The organism is Streptomyces sp. NPDC056486 (assembly GCF_042795295.1).
In the GTDB taxonomy this organism is placed as follows: domain Bacteria; phylum Actinomycetota; class Actinomycetes; order Streptomycetales; family Streptomycetaceae; genus Streptomyces.
The window spans coordinates 1-18,521 of sequence record NZ_JBHTSF010000100.1; the positions used below are offsets into that span (position 1 = coordinate 1).

Consider the following 18,521-nt stretch of genomic DNA (forward strand, 5'->3'; position numbering starts at 1 on the left):
GCCGCTCATTCGCCTTGCCGCAGCACGCTACTTCGCCGCGTTCGCCGCCTTCACGAGGGCGTCCTTGGTGACCGCGCCCGCGTAGACCTTGCCGTCATCGGTGATGAGGGCGTTGACCAGGCGCGTCGTGAAGACCGTGCCCGAGCCGAACTCGCCCGTCACCTTGTCGCCGAGCGAGTCGAGAAGCCGCTGCGCGTCCGGCGACGCGTCACCGGATCCGCCCGTCGGGAGGCCCTGGCCGCCCGGCAGCTTCAGTTCGGCGATGGAGCTCCAGCCCTCGCCGATGACGTTCAGACCGTTCAGGTCCTCCTCGCCCTTGAACTCCTTGCCCTTGAACTCCTTGCCCTTGAAGCCGTGCCTCTCGGACTTCGCCTCGGCCTCGGCCTTGGCCTTGGCGTCGTCGGCCTCCGTGACCTTCGCGCCCTTGGGCGGCGTGAAGTCGAAGGTCGACGCGGCCGGCTTGCCGAAGTCGACCTTCGTGAAGCCCGCGTCGATGACCGCACTGCCGCCGCTCGACGGAGTGAGCGTGAACTTCAGCGGCGTACCCGTCTTGGAGTCCACCGCGACCGTGATCTGGCCGACCGTCGAACCGGACTGCTTGGGCTTGATGACCAGGCGGTGGGCGTCACGGCCCGCGACCTGCGCGGTGCCGTCCACCTTCACGGACGTCGTGCTGTCGACCGCCTTCAGCGCTTCCTCGGCCAGCTCCTTGGGCGTGGACGGGACATCCTCAGGAAGGCCCTTGGGGAGGTCCTTCTTACCGAAGTCCTTACCGGAATCCCTACCGGAGTCCTTGCCGGAGTCACCGGCCGACTTGCCCGCCGACTTGGAGTGGTACGCCTCGTTCGACTTGCTGTCGTAGGCCCACACGTCGTCGCCGTTGTGGATCAGGCTGTACTCGGCTGCGTCGTCCAGGACGGACAGCTTCTGCTTGTCGGGGCCGTCGGCGGCGACGCGCAGCGTGTGCGTGCCGGACGCCAGCTCCATCAGCTTGGACTGCGGGTCCGCGGCCGAACCCCCGCCGTCCGCGCCCTTGCCGCCCCCGCCGCCCGGGGCGAGGCCACCGGCCAGGTCGCCGCCGAAGGACGGAAGGCCGAGATCGGTGCTGATCTTCACGTTGCCCGAGAGCTGCTGCGTGTCCGACGCGGCGATCTTCTCGATCAGTTGCTGTGCGGTGACATCGGGCAGGTCGGGGTCGCCCGACGTGGCGAGCGCCGGTACGAGACCGATGGTCGCCGCCGCCACCCCCGCCACTGCGACGGGGACCACGTAACGCGCCGCCTTTCTGCGGCCTGCGCGCAGCTCCCCGGTCTCACTGGTGTTCTGTTCCGGTTCGTACGGTGCCATTGTGTGCCCTACCTCCGTGGTCGGCGGCGGCCTTCCCAGTACGTGCGTGCGTCCACCCTGCGCCGCCATTCTCACCCGAATAGGTCAGGAGTGGTTGTTCTTGCTGGACCTTGCTGGTGTCTATACGACCAAATCGGCCAGCCAGAAGCGTCAGACCCCGGGAGCAACTCCACGTACTGCTGTGGGATGACACAGAGAGGCGGCGCCTCCCCCAACCAGTAGGGGAAGCGCCGCAGGGCAATCAGGGATCAGCGCCGCAGGACAGTCAGGGATCAGCGCTGCACGAACACGTAGTCCGCCTTGTACGGCACCTTCGCGATGGCGCCCGGCTTGCAGTCACCCGCCGGTGCCACCCCGCCCACCGTGTTCAGGCGCAGGATCTCCGCGGTGCCTGCGAGCAGCCCGTGACGCTTGCCCGTCTGGGTTGCCGCCAGGTCGAGTTCGGGGATGTTCTTGTCGCCGTTCGGGGTCTTGGAGATCAGCTTGCCGGTGACCTGGCTGCGGTCGGGGGCCGTCCAGCGCGGGGTGCCGGAGTTGGGGGCGACGAAGTCGTGCGCGATGCCGCCGCCGAGCCGGGCGCGCACGTCACGCTGCGCGAAGGCGAACTTCCCGGAACCGTCCTCGGCCTTCTTGCACTCGTAGATCTGCTTGCCCTGGATCACGGAGGCCTGGAAGTTGGCCGCCGCGTGGCGGAAGTCGAAGTCCGTGGTCACCGTGTGGAGCTGGCCGCGGACCGCGCCGCCGGGGAACTCCGCGGTGTGCAGGTTGGCGTAGAAGCTGCCGGGATTCGCCTTCAACTGCTTGAGCAGCGCCGCGTCGTCGACCCTGACCGTGCCGGAGACGCGGTTGCCCTTGCTCTTGTCGAGCAGCTTGGTGAACTCGATCTTGATGCCGCCGTTGGTGCCCTTGGCGCCCTGGTGGATGTGGAGGGCGGTCGGCCTGCCCGTGCCGCTCCACTTGACGCTGACCGACACCTTGTCGCCCTTGACCTTGACGAACTCCAGCGCCCGGCCGTCCTTGTCGCCGACCGCGGGGCCGCCCTGTACCGGCACCTCGTTCGCGCCGTTCATGCTCGCCACGAAGACGGACCCGCCGCTGCCTGCGCCACCGCTACCACTGTGACTGCCGCTGTGCGCGACGGCGGGCGGCGCCGCGACCGCCACACCCGCCGCGGCGGCGACGGCCGCACCGACGGCGAGCAGTGCCCTACTGGAAGTGCCCATACTCATGCCCATGATCTGAATTCCCCCCTGCCTGAGCCGGCGCCCCACAGCGCCGGCTTCCGGGCATAGGTACGGAATAGATCTGAACCTGGACTCAATCCAAGGCGAACAGAAAGTGTGACCTAAGTCACGCACGGTAGGGCCCCTGGCCCGCCCGCTCAGCCCGCCCGATGCACCACAAGATCGCAGAGCTCGACGAGCGACGTCTTCGCGTCGCAGTCCCGCAGCGGCGCGAGCGTCGCCCGTGCCTCCTCCGCGAACCGCACGGTGTCCTTGCGCGCCTGATCCAGGGCCGGGTGGGCCCGCAGCCGCGTCAGCGCCTCCGCGTGCCGTGCGTCGTCCGTCAGGTCCGAGTCGAGGAGCTCGCTCAGGGCGATGTCATCGGCGAGCCCGAGCTTCTCCACCCGCTCGCGCAGGCGCAGGACCGGAAGGGTGGGGATGCCTTCACGGAGGTCCGTGCCCGGCGTCTTGCCGGACTCGTGCGAGTCGGACGCGATGTCCAGTACGTCGTCGGCGAGCTGGAAGGCGACGCCGAGCCGCTCGCCGTACTGCGTCAGGACGTCCACGACGGTCTCGTCGGCGCCCGACATCATGGCGCCGAAACGGCACGCCACGGCGACGAGCGAGCCGGTCTTGCCGCCGAGCACGTCGAAGTAGTGGTCGATCGGGTCGCGGCCCTCGGTCGGCCCCGCCGTCTCCAGGATCTGGCCTGTGACCAGGCGTTCGAAGGCCTCCGCCTGGATGCGGACGGCGTCAGGACCGAGGTCGGCCAGGATGTACGAGGCGCGGGCGAACAGGAAGTCACCGGTGAGCACGGCGACGGAGTTGCCCCAGCGCTGATTGGCGCTCTCGACTCCGCGGCGCACGTCCGCCTCGTCCATCACGTCGTCGTGGTAGAGCGTCGCGAGGTGGGTGAGTTCAACGACGACGGCGGAGGGCACGACACCCTGCGCGTACGGATCGCCGAACTGCGAGGAGAGCATCACGAGGAGCGGCCTGAACCGCTTGCCGCCCGCACGCACCAGATGCTGCGCGGCCTCCGTGATGAAGGGGACCCCGCTTTTGGTGGCGTCGAGCAGACCTTCCTCGACGGCCGCCAATCCGGCCTGGACATCGGCTTCGAGAGCCTGGTCCCGCACGCTGAGGCCGAAGGGCCCGACGACGGTCACGAGGGGTTCTCCTGTCTGCTGACGATCACAAGTCGGTCACTCGGTCGATCATCACTCGGTCGATCTTTGCGCGATGACGGGGTCGATGACACGGTTTGTCGATGTGTCGCTGCCATCACACAAGTCAGCGTATCCGGTCCCTGTTCGATCACAGTGGGCACCCGCCTGTGCAATGCCGCCCAGGCGACGTGCGATCACCACCGGTATGTTCTTGATCAGCTGATACGACCCAGAAGGCCGCATCACCCCGCAATGCACGAAAGCCCCATGAACAACGGAACGACCGGGACCATGAACAACGGAACGACCGGGAGCAGAATCTTTGTCCCGCACTGAGGCCGACGCCGAACCGCCCGCGGAGCCGCCGACGAACCCGACGGAGCCACCGCCCGCCGACGACCACGCCTTCTTCGGGCAGCCGCGCGGGCTGCTCACCCTGTCGGGTCTCGAAGTCTGGGAGCGCTTCTCGTTCCTGGGCATGCAGGCCATCCTCGTCCTGTACTTCGCGGACTCCGTCGCGAACGACGGAATGGGCATGGATTCCGGCACCGCCGCTTCGGTGTCGGCGGCGTACGGAACGCTCGTCTATCTGGTGTCGGTGGCGGGCGGCTGGCTCGCCGACCGGATCCTCGGCTCGTATCGCGCGGTCCTGTGGGGCGGCATCCTCATCGCCTGCGGCCACTACTCGATGGCGGTCCCGACGGCGACGATGACCTGGGTGGGCCTCGGCCTGATCAGCGCGGGCACCGGCCTCCTGAAGCCGAACGTCGCCTCGATGGTCGGCAAGCTCTACCGCACCGACGACCAGCGGCGCGACGCGGGCTTCGCGCTGTACTACATGGGCATCAACATCGGCGCCTTCGCGGGCCCGCTGATCACCGGCTGGCTCGGCGACCACAAGGGCTGGCACTGGGGCTTCTCGGCGGCCGCGATCGGCATGACGTTCGGTCTCATCCAGTACGTCCTGGGCCGCCGTCACCTCGCGGGACGCAAGGCATCGGCCGAATTCGCGCTGCCCAAGGACGCGATGCGCCGCGCGGTCGTCCTGATCGTCGTGGGCGTCGTCGTGTTCGCCGCCCTCGCGGCTCTGCTCGCCGCCGTCGGCTGGCTGACGATGGACCGCTTCGTCGACGTGCTCACCGTCATCTCGGTGATCGCGCCGGTCGTCTACTTCACGGTGATGTTCCGCAGCCCGCGCGTGAGCACCGAGGAACGCGGCCGTCTCAGGCCGTACGTGGTCCTCTTCCTGGCCTCGGTCGTCTTCAACTTCATCCTCTTCCAGGCCTACTCGACGATGATCCTCCTCGCGTCGACGAACGCCGAGACGTCGATCCTCGGCTTCACCTTCCCCGCCAGCTGGTACGCCTCCGCGCTCGGCGCCTTCGAGGTCGCGCTCGCCCCCGTCGTCGCCGCGGTCTGGGCCCGGATGGGCCCCCGCCAGCCGCACGCATCCAACAAGATCGCGTTCGGCGTGATCCTGGGCGGCCTGTCGTTCATCCTGATGGCCCTTCCCACCTCCGGACACGGCGACGACTCGTACAAGATGGCGGTCTGGTGGATCGTCGGCTCCTACCTGCTGCTCGGCCTCGGCGACATCCTCGTCGAGACGTCCGGCATGTCGGCCACGACGAAGCTCGCCCCCCAGGCCTTCGCCAGCCAGACCATGGCCCTCTGGTTCCTCTCGCTCGCCCTCGCCAACGGCATCCAGGCGCAGGTCGTGAAGTTGTACGGAGAGGTCTCCAACCCGGCGTACTTCGGCGTGAACGGCGCGATCGCGGTGGCCGCCGGTGTCGCCGTCGTCCTGCTCGCACCGTGGCTGCGCCGCACCATGCACCCCGTCCACTGAGGACACTGAGGTTCCCCCCATGCAGAACATGCAGATTCGCTCATCCTTCCCGTACGAGACCACCCGCGAGGACGTCCGGATCCCCCTCCCGGACGGCACCAGGCTGTACGCGCGCATCTGGCGCCCGGTGACGGACGAACCCGTCCCCGCACTCCTGGAGTACCTCCCCTACCGCCTGAGCGACTGGACGGCGCCACGCGACTTCCAGCGCCACCCCTGGTACGCGGGCCACGGCTACGCCTCCGTGCGCGTGGACGTGCGGGGCCACGGCAACTCGGAGGGCATGCCGGGCGACGAGTACGACGCCGTGGAGCTGGCCGATGGGGTCGAGGTCGTCAACTGGCTCGCCGAGCAGCCCTGGTGCTCCGGCAAGGTCGGCATGTTCGGCATCTCCTGGGGCGGCTTCAACTCCCTCCAGATCGCGGCCCTCGCGCCCGAGCCGCTCAAGGCGATCATCACGGTCTGCTCCGCGGACGACCGCTATGACAACGACGTGCACTACATGGGTGGTTCCGTCCTCGCGGTGGACATGCACGCGTGGGCGGCGACGATGCTCGCCTTCGTCTCCCGCCCCCCGGACCCGCTGTTCGTCGGCGACCGCTGGCGGGACATGTGGCTGTCCCGCCTCGAAGCGGTCGACCCGTTCATCCACACCTGGCTCGACCACCAGACCCGGGACGCCTACTGGCAGCACGGCAGCGTCTGCGAGGACTACTCGGCGATCGACGCGGCGGTGCTCGCGGTGGGCGGCTTCCACGACCCCTACCGGGACACGGTCCTGCGCCTGGTCGAGCACCTGCCGGGCGACGTCCGGGGGTTGATCGGCCCGTGGTCGCACCAGTACCCGGACCGGGGCCTGCCGCCGGGCCCGGCGATCGGCTTCCTCCAGGAAACTCTGCGCTGGTGGGACCACCACCTGAAGGGCGTCGAGAACGACGTCATGGAGGAGCCGAAACTCCGCTCCTGGATCAGCGAATCGCACCCGCCGGCGACGGTGTACGCCGAGCTGCCGGGCGGCTGGGTGGGCGACCCCTCCTGGCCGTCCCCGAACGTCACACCGGTCCCGTACGCCCTCCAGGGCCCGCCCCTGGTGGTCAACTCCCCCCAGCACACGGGCCTGGACGCTGGCCGCTACTTCCCCTTCGGCAACGACGCGGACCTGCCGCCGGACCAGCGGGACGAGGACGCGAAATCGGCGTGCTTCGAGTTCGAGGTCCCCTCGGCCGTACGCATCCTGGGCCGCCCCAAGGTGACGCTGCGCCTGACGATGGACGCCCCGTCAGGACAGGCGATCGCGCGGGTGTGCGACGTGGCTCCGGACGGCTCGACGACCCTGGTCACCCGAGGTGTCCTGAACCTCTCGTCCCGCAACGGCCGGGACCGCGTTGACCCTTGGCCGGTGGGCGGGACCGAGGACGTCACGTTCGAGCTGAACGCGATCGGCCACACCTTCCCGCCGGGCCACCGCATCAGGCTCGCGGTGTCGTCGGCGTACTGGCCGTGGATCTGGCCGCAGGCGGACTCGGCGGGCTTCACCCTCGACCCGGCGGGCAGCGCGCTCGAACTCCCGGTGCGCGACGGCGACTTGGACCCGTCAATCACTTTCCCGCCGCCCGAGCAGTCGGAGCCGCTTGAGGTGGTGTACCCGGCGACGCTCGACGAGCCGCGCCCCGAGCGCCTGGTCGTACGCGATGTGGCGAAGGGCGAATGGCGCCTGGAGGTGGACCCGCGCTACGGCGGTACGCGCGTCTACCCGGACGGCCTCGAATTCACCGAGGACGCGGTGGAGACGTACACGATCAACGAGTCCGACCCCCTCAGCGCCCGCACCCGGTCCGACTGGACGATCCGCCTGCACCGCCCGGAGTTGGCGTGGGACGTGTCGATCAACTCCCGCTCGGAGATCACGTGCGACGCGACGGACTTCATCACGTCGAACGAGGTGGTGTGCAAGGACGGGGCCGAGGTGGTGTTCCACAGGACGTGGGAGAAGCGCATCCCGAGGACGGCGGGGTAGAGCCCTACTTCGCCTACTTCGCCCCGGCGAGCAACCGCTCAAGCACGACGGCCACCCCGTCGTCCTCATTGGACGAAGTCACCTCATCGGCGGCGGACTTGAGGTCGGGGTGGGCGTTGGCCATGGCGACACCGCGGGCCGCCCACACGAACATCGGCACGTCGTTGGGCATGTCCCCGAAGGCGATGGTGTTCTCGGAGCTCAGCCCGAGCCGCTCGGCGGCGAGGGCGAGCCCGGTCGCCTTGGTCACCCCGCGCGGCTGGAGCTCGACGGTGCCGGGCCCTGACATGGTGACGGTGGCGAGGGGCCCGACGGCATCGCGCGCGACGGCGGCCAACTCGTCGTCGTTCAGCTCGGGATGGCGCAGCAGCACCTTGCTGATGGGCTCGGCCCACAGTGCGTCCCGCTGGTGGACACGCACCGCGGGCAAGGTGGGATGCGGCATCAGATACCCCGGCTCGATGAGGGTGAGCCCGTCCACGCCGTCCTGGTCCACGGCGGCGTAGACCTGCCCGATCTCCGCCTCGATCTTGCCGAGTGCGGCCTCGGCGAGCTCGCGGTCGAGCGTCACGGACCAGACCATGCGGTCGGTCCCGGCGTCGTACAACTGCGCCCCCTGCCCGCATACGGCCAGGCCACCGCCCCCCAGATCATCGAGGAGCGGCTTCACCCGCGGCGCGGGCCGCCCGGTCACCACCAGGTGATGCGCCCCCGCAGTTGCGATCGCCGACAACGCGGCCAACGACCGGTCGGAGACGGTGTCGTCGCCGCGCAGCAGCGTTCCGTCCAGGTCAGTGGCGACAAGTGAATATGCGAAGGGGGCAGCCATGATCCAGAGAATACGGATCCCCGGCGATGCTGAAAGCAATGTGACAGGAGCTGTGACGCACGCAGTGCGCTGGTCGCACTACCGGCGCTCGCCGGATTCACCGAGACGTGTCTCCGCGAACCGGCCCTAAGGTAGTACTTGCCCCGAACGGAGGCCCTCGCCATGGCAGCTGGATTCCTGATGCGCCTCGACGACGGCATGCTCGAATACTTCCGGGAGATCGTCGACGAAGCGGTGACCCGGTTCGGGATCTCGCGTGCGGAGGCTGTGGCTCGGGTCAACGAGAGGTACGGGGGCGTGGAGATCTCCCCCTACCCGGATCTCATGTGCCACGAGCTCCCCGAGTACTGGGCCTACGGCCTGTACTACAGGCGCAACGCCGATGGCCGCCTCCCCACAGGCGACGAGGAAGCCGACGCGGGCATCGACTTCACCGCACTGGAGCGCCGGCCCGCACCGCCGAAGGACTCCCCGGCCTGGACGCTGCCGAGCGAGGAGTGAGCCGCTCAGCCGTGCGCCCGCGCCAAATGCCCCGCCAACCGGGGCGAAGCGAACTCCGTGCCGCACACGAACCGCATCACAGGGCCGTACGACGCCGCCGCCGGGAGGCCCGTGAAGTACAGGCCCGGGATCGATGAGACATAGCCCGCGCCCAGCTTCGGCGTGCCCCGGCTCGTGGCGAGGCGGGCGCGGAGTGCGGGGCCCAGGAAGTCCATCGCGGCGATGTCGACCCGGTAGCCCGTCGCCGCTATGACGTGGTCGGCGGAGAGTTCACGGACGCGGCCGCCCAGGGTCTCCACCTTCAGGACGGGGCTGCCGTCCTGGACGTCCGCCGACGTGATGCGCCGGACCTCGCGCCTCTCGACCTTGGCCTCGAAGCGCTCGCGCAGCCACCACGCGCCCAGCGGGCCGAGGATGCGGCGGACCAGGAAGTGGCGGGCCTGCGGGGGCAGGTAGCGGTAGGGGTGGGGGTAGTAACTGATCGCGTAGAGCGACCAGGCGCGGCCGAACGGCGACTCGGGGCGCAGCTTCGGCTGCTTCCACGGGGGCTCGCCGAAGGCCACCGCTCCCTTGCCGCGCGCCACCACCCTGACGCTCGCGCCCGCTTCGGCGGCGAGCGCGGCCGTCTCCAGGGCCGACTGCCCCGCGCCGACCACGATCAGCTCGCGCCCCGCGAACCGCGACAGGTCACTGTGCTGCGAGCTGTGCGATACGGGCCCCGTGGGGGACGGCCCGTCCGGCACGGCCGACGCGAGCGCGGGCGGCAGCTGCGCGAGGCCCGAGAGGCCGGTGGCGACGACGACCGCCCGGGCCGTGAACTGCTCGCCGGAGTCCAGCTTCAGGTCGAAGCCCGCCGTGCCCTTGCGGTCGACCGACACCACCCGCACCTGCTCCAGGTCGGGCACGAGCTTCTCCTTGAACCACTCCCCGTAGGCGATGAAGGTCTCGATCGGGATGATGTCCTCGTCGGTGACCAGGCGCGGTATGCCCGCCGCCGCGCAGTAGTCGACGAGGTCGTGGCCGCCCTGCGGCGCGTCGATGTTCGAGGCCACCGGGGTCGATTTCAGGAGCATCCCCGCGGGCATGTGGGCGCGCCAACTCACCATCGGGTCGCCGAAGACCCGCACCGGAATGCCTCGGGCCCGCAGATGGGCCGCAGTGGACAGGCCGAACGGCCCGGCCCCGATGACTGCTACTGGATTGATCACGAAGTCCCTCCCCAGGACGTCACTCAGTGCGTGTGCCTACTTCGTGTGGTGCTGGATTCAGTTGTGGTGGTCCGCTGTGGTGGTCAGTCCGTCGTTCGCATTCCGACGTGGTGGTCAACCCGCCGTGCGTCCGCGCCTTTTGGTCCGCCAGAGCTGATACAGGTGCTTCGCCCCCGGCCGGACGAACCTCGCGAGCATCGTGAAGAACGGCTTCATGTCGTCCGCCGCCAGCCACGCAAGCTCCGTGCCGCTCGCGTGCGGGGGCGCGTGCGGTGTGGTGTATCCGCTGCGGCGGTAGGCGAGGAGTGCGGGCAGATCGATGTTCTCGACGACATACCGGTGGCCGGCGCGCTGTTCCCCCTTGGGGACGGCCCGCCCTGTCAGGTGCAGGTGCATCGCGCGGACGACGTCGATCCCGGACTCGTTCTCGAAGAGCCGGAACTGTGCGCCCATGCGAGGGTTGAAATCGAGCAGTTTGTACTGACCGTCGCGCCGGTCGAAGCGCAGGTCGAGGTCGATGACGCCGGTGAAGCCGATCTGCTTGATAAAACGTGCGGCGAGGTCCGCGAGTTCCGGATTGTCGACGACGTACGCATTCGCCGTCATTCCCGCGTGCGGCGGCCAGGAGCGCACCTTGACGCCGGTGAACAGCGCGCGCGGCGTCGAGTCCATGTCGAAGTACGCGTGCACGATCCAGTCTTCGGCCTGCTCCCGCGGCAGATACTCCTGGAGGATCACTCCGGGCCGCTCCCCCCAGTCACGGGCGAGGCCGAGCAGACCCTCCGGAGTCTCGATACGCGTCGTCCCGTTCACCGCGGGCCGGGAACGGCGCGTGAACGCCTCGCGGTTCTTGGCGACCACCGGGAAGACCGCGGAGGCGGCGAACTCCTCGATGTCCCCGAAGCTCTCGGGGAAGGAGGCGGCCGGCGATGCGATGCCGTGCTCCACGCACAGCTCGTGCAGGCCCTGCTTGCTGGCGAGGCGGCGGGGTAACTCGCGCTCCACGCACGGAAAGAGGAACCCCGCTCCCCTCAGCGCGTCCTGGTGCTCGGCTATGAGGACGGCCGCTTCCTCGTCGGTCGGGATCAGGACCGTGGGCCTGCCGATCCGGCGTGCGATGCGCAGCATCCCCTCGACGAGCCGCTCCGGCTCCTCCGCCCCGGTGGTCGGCCAGGGAAAGGCGCGGGTGAGGTGGCGCGAGGCCGCGGCCGGTGTGTAACGGTCCTCCGTGATCGCGTACATGGGCACGCCGAGCCGCCCGAGACTGCGTATCGCTCCCACGCCGCCGTGGTGCAGCGGATAGTTGCCGAACTTGACGATCAGGCCGGGCACCTCACGGTCGACCGTGAAGGGCACGACGTCGTTCCTCATGGCCACGGGTCCCCCCACGTGTCCCTCCGTCTGACCCGGACCCACCCCGTCCGCGTCCCCCATAGGACGCTAAGCCGGAACTGACCACTCCAGCAAGGCTTATTCGGACATTGCGAACTCTTTAGACACTGCCCCAACCGGGGGTTCCCACGTAACGTGTGGCACACCCATATGGAAAGCGAGGCAGGTACGCATGTCCGAGCACACCCCGCTCGACCCGGCCGGGAGCAACCCTTCCGCCCCATCCGTAGGCGACCCCTTCGCTCTCGCGGAGGGCGATCCCTTCGGGCCGCACAACCTCCCGTACGGCGTGTTCTCCCTGGCCGGAGGCCCGGCCGGTGCCGCGGAGCGACGTGTCGGAGTCCGTCTCGGGGATCACGTCCTCGACGCAGGTGCCGCGGCCGCGGCGCTCGGCTCGCCCTATGTGTCGCTGCTCGCCAGGCCCACGCTCAACCCGCTGCTCGCCGCGGGCCGCACGGCGTGGTCCGACGTGCGTCGCGCGCTCACCGCGTGGGTCACGATCCCGGCGCACCGCGAGGTCGTACGCCCCCTGCTGTACCCCCTGTCCGAGGTCGCCCTGCACCTCCCCTTCGAGGTCGCGGACTATGTGGACTTCTACGCCTCCGAGCACCACGCGACGCACCTGGGGCAGATCTTCCGCCCGGAATCACCGACTCCGCTGACTCCCAACTGGAAGCACCTGCCGATCGGTTACCACGGCCGGTCCGGCACCGTTGTGGTCTCCGGAACTGAAGTGGTACGTCCGAAGGGTCAGCGCAAGGCCCCGTCGGAGACGGCGCCGGTCTTCGGGCCCTCCGTCCGCCTCGACATCGAGGCCGAGGTCGGCTTCGTCGTGGGCACACCTTCGGAGCTTGGCACACCGGTGCCGCTCGCGGACTTCCGGGAGCACGTCTTCGGGCTCAGCCTCCTCAACGACTGGTCGGCGCGCGACATCCAGGCCTGGGAGTACGTTCCCCTCGGACCGTTCCTCGGCAAGTCCTTCTGCACCTCCGTCTCGGCGTGGATCACCCCCCTCGAGGCCCTGGACGCGGCGCGGGTCTCCCCTCCCGAGCGCACGCACGAACTCCTGCCCTACCTGGACGACTCGGCGGAGTCCGTCGCGGACGAGCCCGCCGGCTACGACCTGCGCATCACCGTGACCCTGAACGGCCACGTCATCTCCGAGCCGCCCTTCTCCACCGTGTACTGGACGGCCGCCCAGCAGCTGGCCCACATGACCGCGAACGGCGCGTCCCTGCGCACGGGCGATCTGTACGGCTCGGGCACGGTGAGCGGACCCTCCGACGGGCAGTACGGCTCCCTGATCGAGATCACCTGGAACGGCCGCGACCCGCTTGTCCTCCCGGACGGGAAGCGGACGTTCCTTGAGGACGGCGATGAGGTGACCCTCACGGCATGGGCCCCCGGCCCGGACGGCACCCGGGTCGGCCTCGGCGAAGTCTCTGGCAGGGTCGCCTCAGCCCGCTGAGGTCGCTGGCCGGGGGTTGTCACCCCCGGCCCCCCAGCGGGGCGGGTTCACCTGCGGCACCGTCGTGGCTGGTCACGCAGTTCCCCGCGCCCCTATGGGGCGCTGCCCCTCGGTCGCTCAGAAGTCCTCCGGCGGCTCCGGCCACTCCTCCTCCGGGGCGTCCGGGTACTCCGGGGCCCGGGCGGCCTGCGGGGCCGATTCGGGCTGCGGGGCCTGTTCGGGCTGCGGGTCCGGTGCGGGCCGAGCGGCCTGCGAAGGCTCCGCGCCCCCGAGCCCCGCGAGGACCTCGAGGACGCCTTCCCCGTACGTCGCCAGCTTCTTCTCGCCCAGGCCGCTGATGCCGCCGAGCTCCGCAAGGGACGAGGGCCGCAGCGTGGCGATCTCCCGCAGCGTCGCGTCGTGGAAGATCACGTACGCGGGCAGGCCCAGCTCCTTGGCCTGCGCGCCGCGCCACGCCCGCAGCTCCTCGAACACCGGCACCGCCTCCTGGGGCAGCTCGGCGACGGCCGCCGCGGCCTTCGCCTTCCGCTCCCCCTTCGCGGCCTTCGCCGCGGCGGGCCGCTTCGGCTCCTTGCGCAACCGCACCTCCCGTTCCCGGCCGAGGACTGAACCGCTCTCCTCGGTCAGGACCAGCGTCCCGTACTCCCCCTCGACCGCGAGCAGACCCTGCGCCAGCAACTGCCGCACCACGCCACGCCATTCGGCCTCCGCGAGCTCCTCGCCGATGCCGAAGACCGAGAGCTGGTCGTGGTCGAACTGGATGACCTTGGCGGTCTTCTTGCCGAGCAGGATGTCGATGATCTGGCCCGCGCCGAACTTCTGACCGCGCTCGCGCTGGAGGCGCACGATCGTGGAGAGGGCCTTCTGGGCCGGGACCGTGCCGTCCCAGGTCTCCGGCGGCGTGAGGCACGTGTCGCAGTTGCCGCAGGACTGTCCGTCCGCGTCCTGGCCGAAGTACGTGAGGAGCTGGGCCCTGCGGCACTGGGCCGTCTCGCACAGCGCCAGCATCGAGTCCAGGTGCGAGGCCGCCCGGCGGCGGAACGCCTCGCCCCCTTCGCTGCTCTGGATCATCTTCCGCTGCTGGACCACGTCCTGCAGGCCGTACGCCATCCAGGCCGTGGAGGGCTGTCCGTCACGGCCCGCGCGACCCGTTTCCTGGTAGTAGCCCTCGACCGACTTCGGCAGGTCGAGGTGGGCGACGAACCGGACGTCCGGCTTGTCGATGCCCATGCCGAAGGCGATCGTGGCGCAGACGACCAGGCCCTCCTCGCGGAGGAAGCGGGACTGGTGGGCGGCGCGCATCCTGCCGTCAAGGCCCGCGTGGTACGGAACGGCCTCGATGCCGTTCTTGCACAGGAACTCGGCGGTCTTCTCGACCGAATTGCGCGAGAGGCAGTAGACGATGCCCGCGTCGCCCTCGTGCTCCTCCTTGAGGAAGGACAGGAGCTGCTTCTTCGGCTCGGCCTTCGGCACGACGCGGTACTGGATGTTGGGCCGGTCGAAGCTCGCCACGAAGTGCTTCGCGTCCGGCATGCCGAGCCGCTCGGTGATCTCCCGGTGCGTGGCGTGTGTCGCCGTGGCCGTCAGGGCGATGCGGGGCACGTCGGGCCAGCGCTCGCCGAGCAGGGAGAGCGCCAGATAGTCCGGGCGGAAGTCGTGGCCCCACTGCGCCACGCAGTGCGCCTCGTCGATCGCGAAGACGGAGATCTTGCCGCGGGAGAGCAGATCGAGCGTCCCCTCGAGGCGCAGCCGCTCCGGCGCCAGATACAGCACGTCGAGCTCCCCCGCGAGGAACTCGGCCTCCATCACGCGCCGCTCGTCGAAGTCCTGCGTGGAGTTGATGAACCCGGCCCGCACACCGAGTGCCCGCAGCGCGTCCACCTGGTCCTGCATGAGCGCGATCAGGGGGGAGACGACCACGCCCGTGCCGGGCCTGACCAGGGCGGGGATCTGATAGCAGAGCGACTTGCCGCCGCCGGTGGGCATCAGCACGACGGAGTCACCGCCCGCGACCACGTGCTCGATGATCGCTTCCTGCTCACCGCGGAACGCGTCGTACCCGAAGACGCGGTGCAGCGTCCGCAGGGCGTCGCTCTCCGCCACCGCGACCGGTGCGGTCACCTCGCTCATGCCATCGATCCCATCCATCGCCCTGCCCCCGTACGTCGTGCTTCGACCACTGCCTCCACGATAGGGCTCCGCACCGACACCTCTGTCAGTTATCCACAGGCCGCTGCCCGGCACCCCCTCTCGGGATGCCGGGCAGCAACGTATGTACGAAGGGCGGCTACCGGACGAAGACTCCCGCCTGGTTCGCCAGATCCAGGAAGTACTGCGGGGCCACGCCCAGGACCAGCGTCACCGCGACGCCCACACCGATCGCCGTCATCGTCAGCGGCGAGGGCACGGCCACGGTGGGACCGTCCGCCTTCGGCTCGCTGAAGAACATGAGCACGATCACGCGGATGTAGAAGAACGCCGCGATCGCGGACGAGATCACACCGACCACGACCAGCGCACCGGCGCCGCCCTCCGCCGCCGCCTTGAACACCGCGAACTTTCCGGAGAACCCGGAGGTCAGCGGAATACCGGCGAAGGCGAGCAGGAAGACAGCGAAAACGGCGGCGACCAGCGGCGAGCGCCGGCCGAGACCCGCCCACTTGGACAGGTGCGTGGCCTCGCCGCCCGCGTCCCGCACCAGCGTGACCACCGCGAAAGCGCCGATCGTCACGAAGGAGTAGGCCGCCAGGTAGAAGAGGACCGACGAGATGCCGTCCGGGTTCATGGCGATGACACCGGCGAGGATGAAGCCCGCGTGGGCGATCGAGGAGTACGCGAGCAGCCGCTTGATGTCGGTCTGGGTGATCGCGACGATCGCGCCGCCCAGCATCGTGAGGATCACGACGCCCCACATCACGGGCCGCCAGTCCCAGCGCAGCCCCGGCAGGACCACGTAGAGGAGCCGGAGCAGCGCGCCGAAGGCGGCCACCTTCGTCGCCGCGGCCATGAAGCCGGTGACCGGGGTGGGAGCGCCTTGGTACACATCGGGCGTCCACATGTGGAACGGCACCGCGCCGACCTTGAAGAGCAGCCCCATGACGATCATCGCGGCGCCGATCAGGAGCAGCGCGTCGTTGCCCATGGTGTCGGCGAGCGCCGGGTCGACGCTCTGGATGCTGCCGTCGACGACCTTGGCGATCGTGCCGTACGACACCGAGCCCGCGTACCCGTAGAGCAGGGCGATCCCGAAGAGCAGGAACGCCGAGGAGAACGAGCCGAGCAGGAAGTACTTGACGGCGGCTTCCTGCGACATCAGCCGCTTGCGGCGGGCGAGCGCGCAGAGGAGGTAGAGCGGCAGTGAGAAGACCTCAAGGGCGATGAAGAGCGTCAGGAGGTCGTTCGCCGACGGGAAGACGAGCATCCCGCCGATCGCGAAGAGGGCGAGCGGGAACACCTCGGTGGTGGTGAACCCGGCCTTCGTGGCGGCCTTCTCGCCCTCGCTGCCCGGCGTCGCTCCGGCCTGCGCGGCGAAGGAGTCGACGTGATTGCCGTGCGCCACGGGGTCGAGCCGGCGCTCGGCGAAGGTGAAGATCGCGACGAGTCCCGAGAGGAGGATCGTGCCCTGCAGGAAGAGCGCGGGCCCGTCGACGGCGATCGCGCCCATGGCGGCGATGTGCGCCTTCGTCGAGCCGTACCCGGTGGCGGCGAGCCCGACGACCGCGGCGAAGGCCGCGGTGATGGCGACGACGGACAGGAACAGCTGTGCGTAGTAACGGGACTTGCGCGGCAGGAAGGCCTCAATGAGGATCCCCAGGACCGCCGCACCGATGACGATCAGCGTCGGTGACAGCTGCGCGTACTCGATGGTGGGAGTGTCGATCTTGTCGATCTGATCCTGGGGCGCCGCAGCCGACGCCATTGTCCACAGGCTGTGGACGGCTGATGCGCTCACTTGGCCGCCTCCAGATCGGGCTTCGGGTCCTTCTGCTGTACGTCGGACATGGTGTGCTTGACCGCCGGGTTCACCAGCTCGGTGAGCGGCTTCGGGTAGACGCCGAGGCCGATCAGGAGCGCGATCAGCGGAGCGACGACCACGAGTTCACGCACTCGCAGGTCCGGCATGGCCGAGACCTCCGGCTTCACCGGGCCCGTCATGGTCCGCTGGTAGAGGACGAGGGTGTAGAGCGCGGCGAGCACGATGCCGATCGTGGCGATGATCCCGACCACCGGATAGCGCGCGAACGCACCGACCAGGACCAGGAATTCACTCACGAACGGCGCGAGCCCCGGCAGGGAGAGCGTCGCGAGACCGCCGATCAGGAAGGTGCCCGCGAGCACCGGCGCGACCTTCTGCACCCCTCCGTAGTCCGCGATGAGCCGCGAACCGCGCCGCGAGATCAGGAAGCCGGCCACCAGCATGAGCGCGGCCGTCGAGATCCCGTGGTTGACCATGTAGAGCGTCGCGCCGGACTGCCCCTGGGACGTCATCGCGAAGATGCCGAGAATGATGAACCCGAAGTGCGAGATCGACGCGTACGCCACAAGGCGCTTGATGTCGCGCTGGCCGACCGCGAGCAGTGCGCCGTAGATGATGCTGATCAGCGCGAGCACGAGGATGACCGGCGTCGCCCACTTGCTCGCCTCGGGGAAGAGCCCGAGGCAGAACCGCAGCATCGCGAAGGTGCCGACCTTGTCGACCACTGCCGTGATCAGTACGGCGACCGGGGCCGTGGACTCGCCCATCGCGTTCGGCAGCCAGGTGTGCAGCGGCCACAGCGGCGCCTTCACCGCGAAGGCGAAGAAGAAGCCGAGGAAGAGCCACCGCTCGGTGTTGGTCGCCATGTCCAGCGAGCCGTTGGCCCGCGCCTCGGCGATCTCCTGGAGCGAGAAGTTCCCCGCCACCACATAGAGGCCGATGACGGCGGCCAGCATGATGAGGCCGCCGACCAGGTTGTAGAGGAGGAACTTCACGGCTGCGTACGAGCGTTGCGCCGATGCCTTCTCGTCGCTGCCCGAGTGGGCGCGGTCCCCGAAGCCGCCGATGAGGAAGTACATCGGGATGAGCATGGCTTCGAAGAAGATGTAGAAGAGGAAGACGTCGGTGGCCGCGAAGGAGATGATCACCATCGCCTCGACGGCCAGGATCAGGGCGAAGAAGCCCTGGGTCGGGCGCCAGCGCGAGGACTTCGTCTCCAGGGGATCGGCGTCGTGCCAGCCCGCCAGGATGATGAAGGGCATCAGGAGCGCGGTGAGCGCGATGAGGGCGACACCGATGCCGTCGACCCCGAGCTCGTACCGCACCCCGAACTCCGCGATCCAGGCGCGGGACTCGGTCAGTTGATAGCGGGACCCGTCGGGGTCGAATCGCACGAGCACGGTCGCGGCGAGCGCGAGCGTGGCGAGCGACACGAGCAGCGCGAGCCACTTGGCGGCGGTCCGCCGGGCGGCCGGGACGGCTGCCGTGGCGATCGCGCCGACCGCGGGCAGGGCCGCCGTCGCTGTCAGGAGAGGAAAGGACATC

Annotated in this window: 13 protein-coding genes; 4 read left to right on the top strand and 9 right to left on the bottom strand. The window is 69.4% G+C overall.

The window, feature by feature from the left end; genetic code table 11:
* Positions 1–27: 27 nt before the first annotated feature.
* The 3 genes from ACFQ7F_RS30880 to ACFQ7F_RS30890 all read right to left on the bottom strand — a co-directional run bounded on the left by ACFQ7F_RS30880 (position 28) and on the right by ACFQ7F_RS30890 (position 3,739).
* Positions 28–1,347, bottom strand: a complete 1,320-nt coding sequence (locus tag ACFQ7F_RS30880; protein ID WP_383277326.1) for an outer membrane lipoprotein carrier protein LolA — start codon at positions 1,345–1,347, stop codon at positions 28–30.
* Between the two features lie 272 nt (positions 1,348–1,619).
* Positions 1,620–2,576, bottom strand: a complete 957-nt coding sequence (locus ACFQ7F_RS30885; protein WP_383277329.1) for a CHRD domain-containing protein — start codon at positions 2,574–2,576, stop codon at positions 1,620–1,622.
* A 152-nt stretch (positions 2,577–2,728) separates the two neighbouring features.
* Positions 2,729–3,739, bottom strand: a complete 1,011-nt coding sequence (locus ACFQ7F_RS30890; RefSeq protein ID WP_383277332.1) for a polyprenyl synthetase family protein — start codon at positions 3,737–3,739, stop codon at positions 2,729–2,731.
* Positions 3,740–4,061: 322 nt separating this feature from the next.
* Here ACFQ7F_RS30890 and ACFQ7F_RS30895 point away from each other — a divergent pair, with 322 nt between their 5' ends.
* Positions 4,062–5,585 carry a peptide MFS transporter gene (locus ACFQ7F_RS30895; RefSeq protein ID WP_383277334.1) on the top strand — a complete coding sequence of 508 codons (1,524 nt, stop codon included), beginning with the start codon at positions 4,062–4,064 and terminating at the stop codon, positions 5,583–5,585.
* 28 nt (positions 5,586–5,613) lie between these two features.
* Positions 5,614–7,602, top strand: coding sequence for a CocE/NonD family hydrolase (locus ACFQ7F_RS30900; RefSeq protein ID WP_383277336.1), 1,989 nt, complete (start codon positions 5,614–5,616; stop codon positions 7,600–7,602).
* Positions 7,603–7,615: 13 nt separating this feature from the next.
* Here the strand turns inward: ACFQ7F_RS30900 and ACFQ7F_RS30905 are convergent, their stop codons facing one another.
* Positions 7,616–8,431, bottom strand: coding sequence for an HAD family hydrolase (locus ACFQ7F_RS30905; RefSeq protein WP_383277339.1), 816 nt, complete (start codon positions 8,429–8,431; stop codon positions 7,616–7,618).
* A gap of 162 nt (positions 8,432–8,593) precedes the next feature.
* On the opposite strand from ACFQ7F_RS30905, the gene ACFQ7F_RS30910 reads away from it, so the two are divergent.
* A complete protein-coding gene (locus tag ACFQ7F_RS30910; protein ID WP_383277342.1) occupies positions 8,594–8,932 on the top strand; it encodes a hypothetical protein in 339 nt (112 codons plus the stop codon).
* A 5-nt stretch (positions 8,933–8,937) separates the two neighbouring features.
* Here the strand turns inward: ACFQ7F_RS30910 and ACFQ7F_RS30915 are convergent, their stop codons facing one another.
* Both ACFQ7F_RS30915 and ACFQ7F_RS30920 read right to left on the bottom strand, forming a co-directional pair.
* Positions 8,938–10,140, bottom strand: coding sequence for an FAD-dependent oxidoreductase (locus ACFQ7F_RS30915; RefSeq protein WP_383277344.1), 1,203 nt, complete (start codon positions 10,138–10,140; stop codon positions 8,938–8,940).
* Between the two features lie 114 nt (positions 10,141–10,254).
* Positions 10,255–11,511, bottom strand: coding sequence for an ATP-grasp domain-containing protein (locus tag ACFQ7F_RS30920; protein ID WP_383277347.1), 1,257 nt, complete (start codon positions 11,509–11,511; stop codon positions 10,255–10,257).
* 193 nt (positions 11,512–11,704) lie between these two features.
* On the opposite strand from ACFQ7F_RS30920, the gene fahA reads away from it, so the two are divergent.
* Positions 11,705–13,000 carry a fumarylacetoacetase gene (fahA, locus tag ACFQ7F_RS30925; RefSeq protein ID WP_383277350.1) on the top strand — a complete coding sequence of 432 codons (1,296 nt, stop codon included), beginning with the start codon at positions 11,705–11,707 and terminating at the stop codon, positions 12,998–13,000.
* Positions 13,001–13,117: 117 nt separating this feature from the next.
* Here the strand turns inward: fahA and recQ are convergent, their stop codons facing one another.
* The 3 genes from recQ to ACFQ7F_RS30940 form a co-directional block, all read right to left on the bottom strand.
* Positions 13,118–15,130: a DNA helicase RecQ gene (recQ, locus tag ACFQ7F_RS30930; RefSeq protein WP_383277353.1), complete on the bottom strand. Its 2,013-nt coding sequence runs from the start codon at positions 15,128–15,130 to the stop codon at positions 13,118–13,120.
* A gap of 157 nt (positions 15,131–15,287) precedes the next feature.
* Positions 15,288–16,952 (bottom strand): NADH-quinone oxidoreductase subunit NuoN, encoded by a 1,665-nt coding sequence (nuoN, locus tag ACFQ7F_RS30935; protein WP_383277356.1) that lies wholly within the window; start codon positions 16,950–16,952, stop codon positions 15,288–15,290.
* Positions 16,949–18,520, bottom strand: a complete 1,572-nt coding sequence (locus ACFQ7F_RS30940) for an NADH-quinone oxidoreductase subunit M (protein ID WP_383277359.1) — start codon at positions 18,518–18,520, stop codon at positions 16,949–16,951. Before ACFQ7F_RS30940 ends, nuoN begins: the two co-directional genes overlap by 4 nt.
* Position 18,521: the final 1 nt, after the last annotated feature.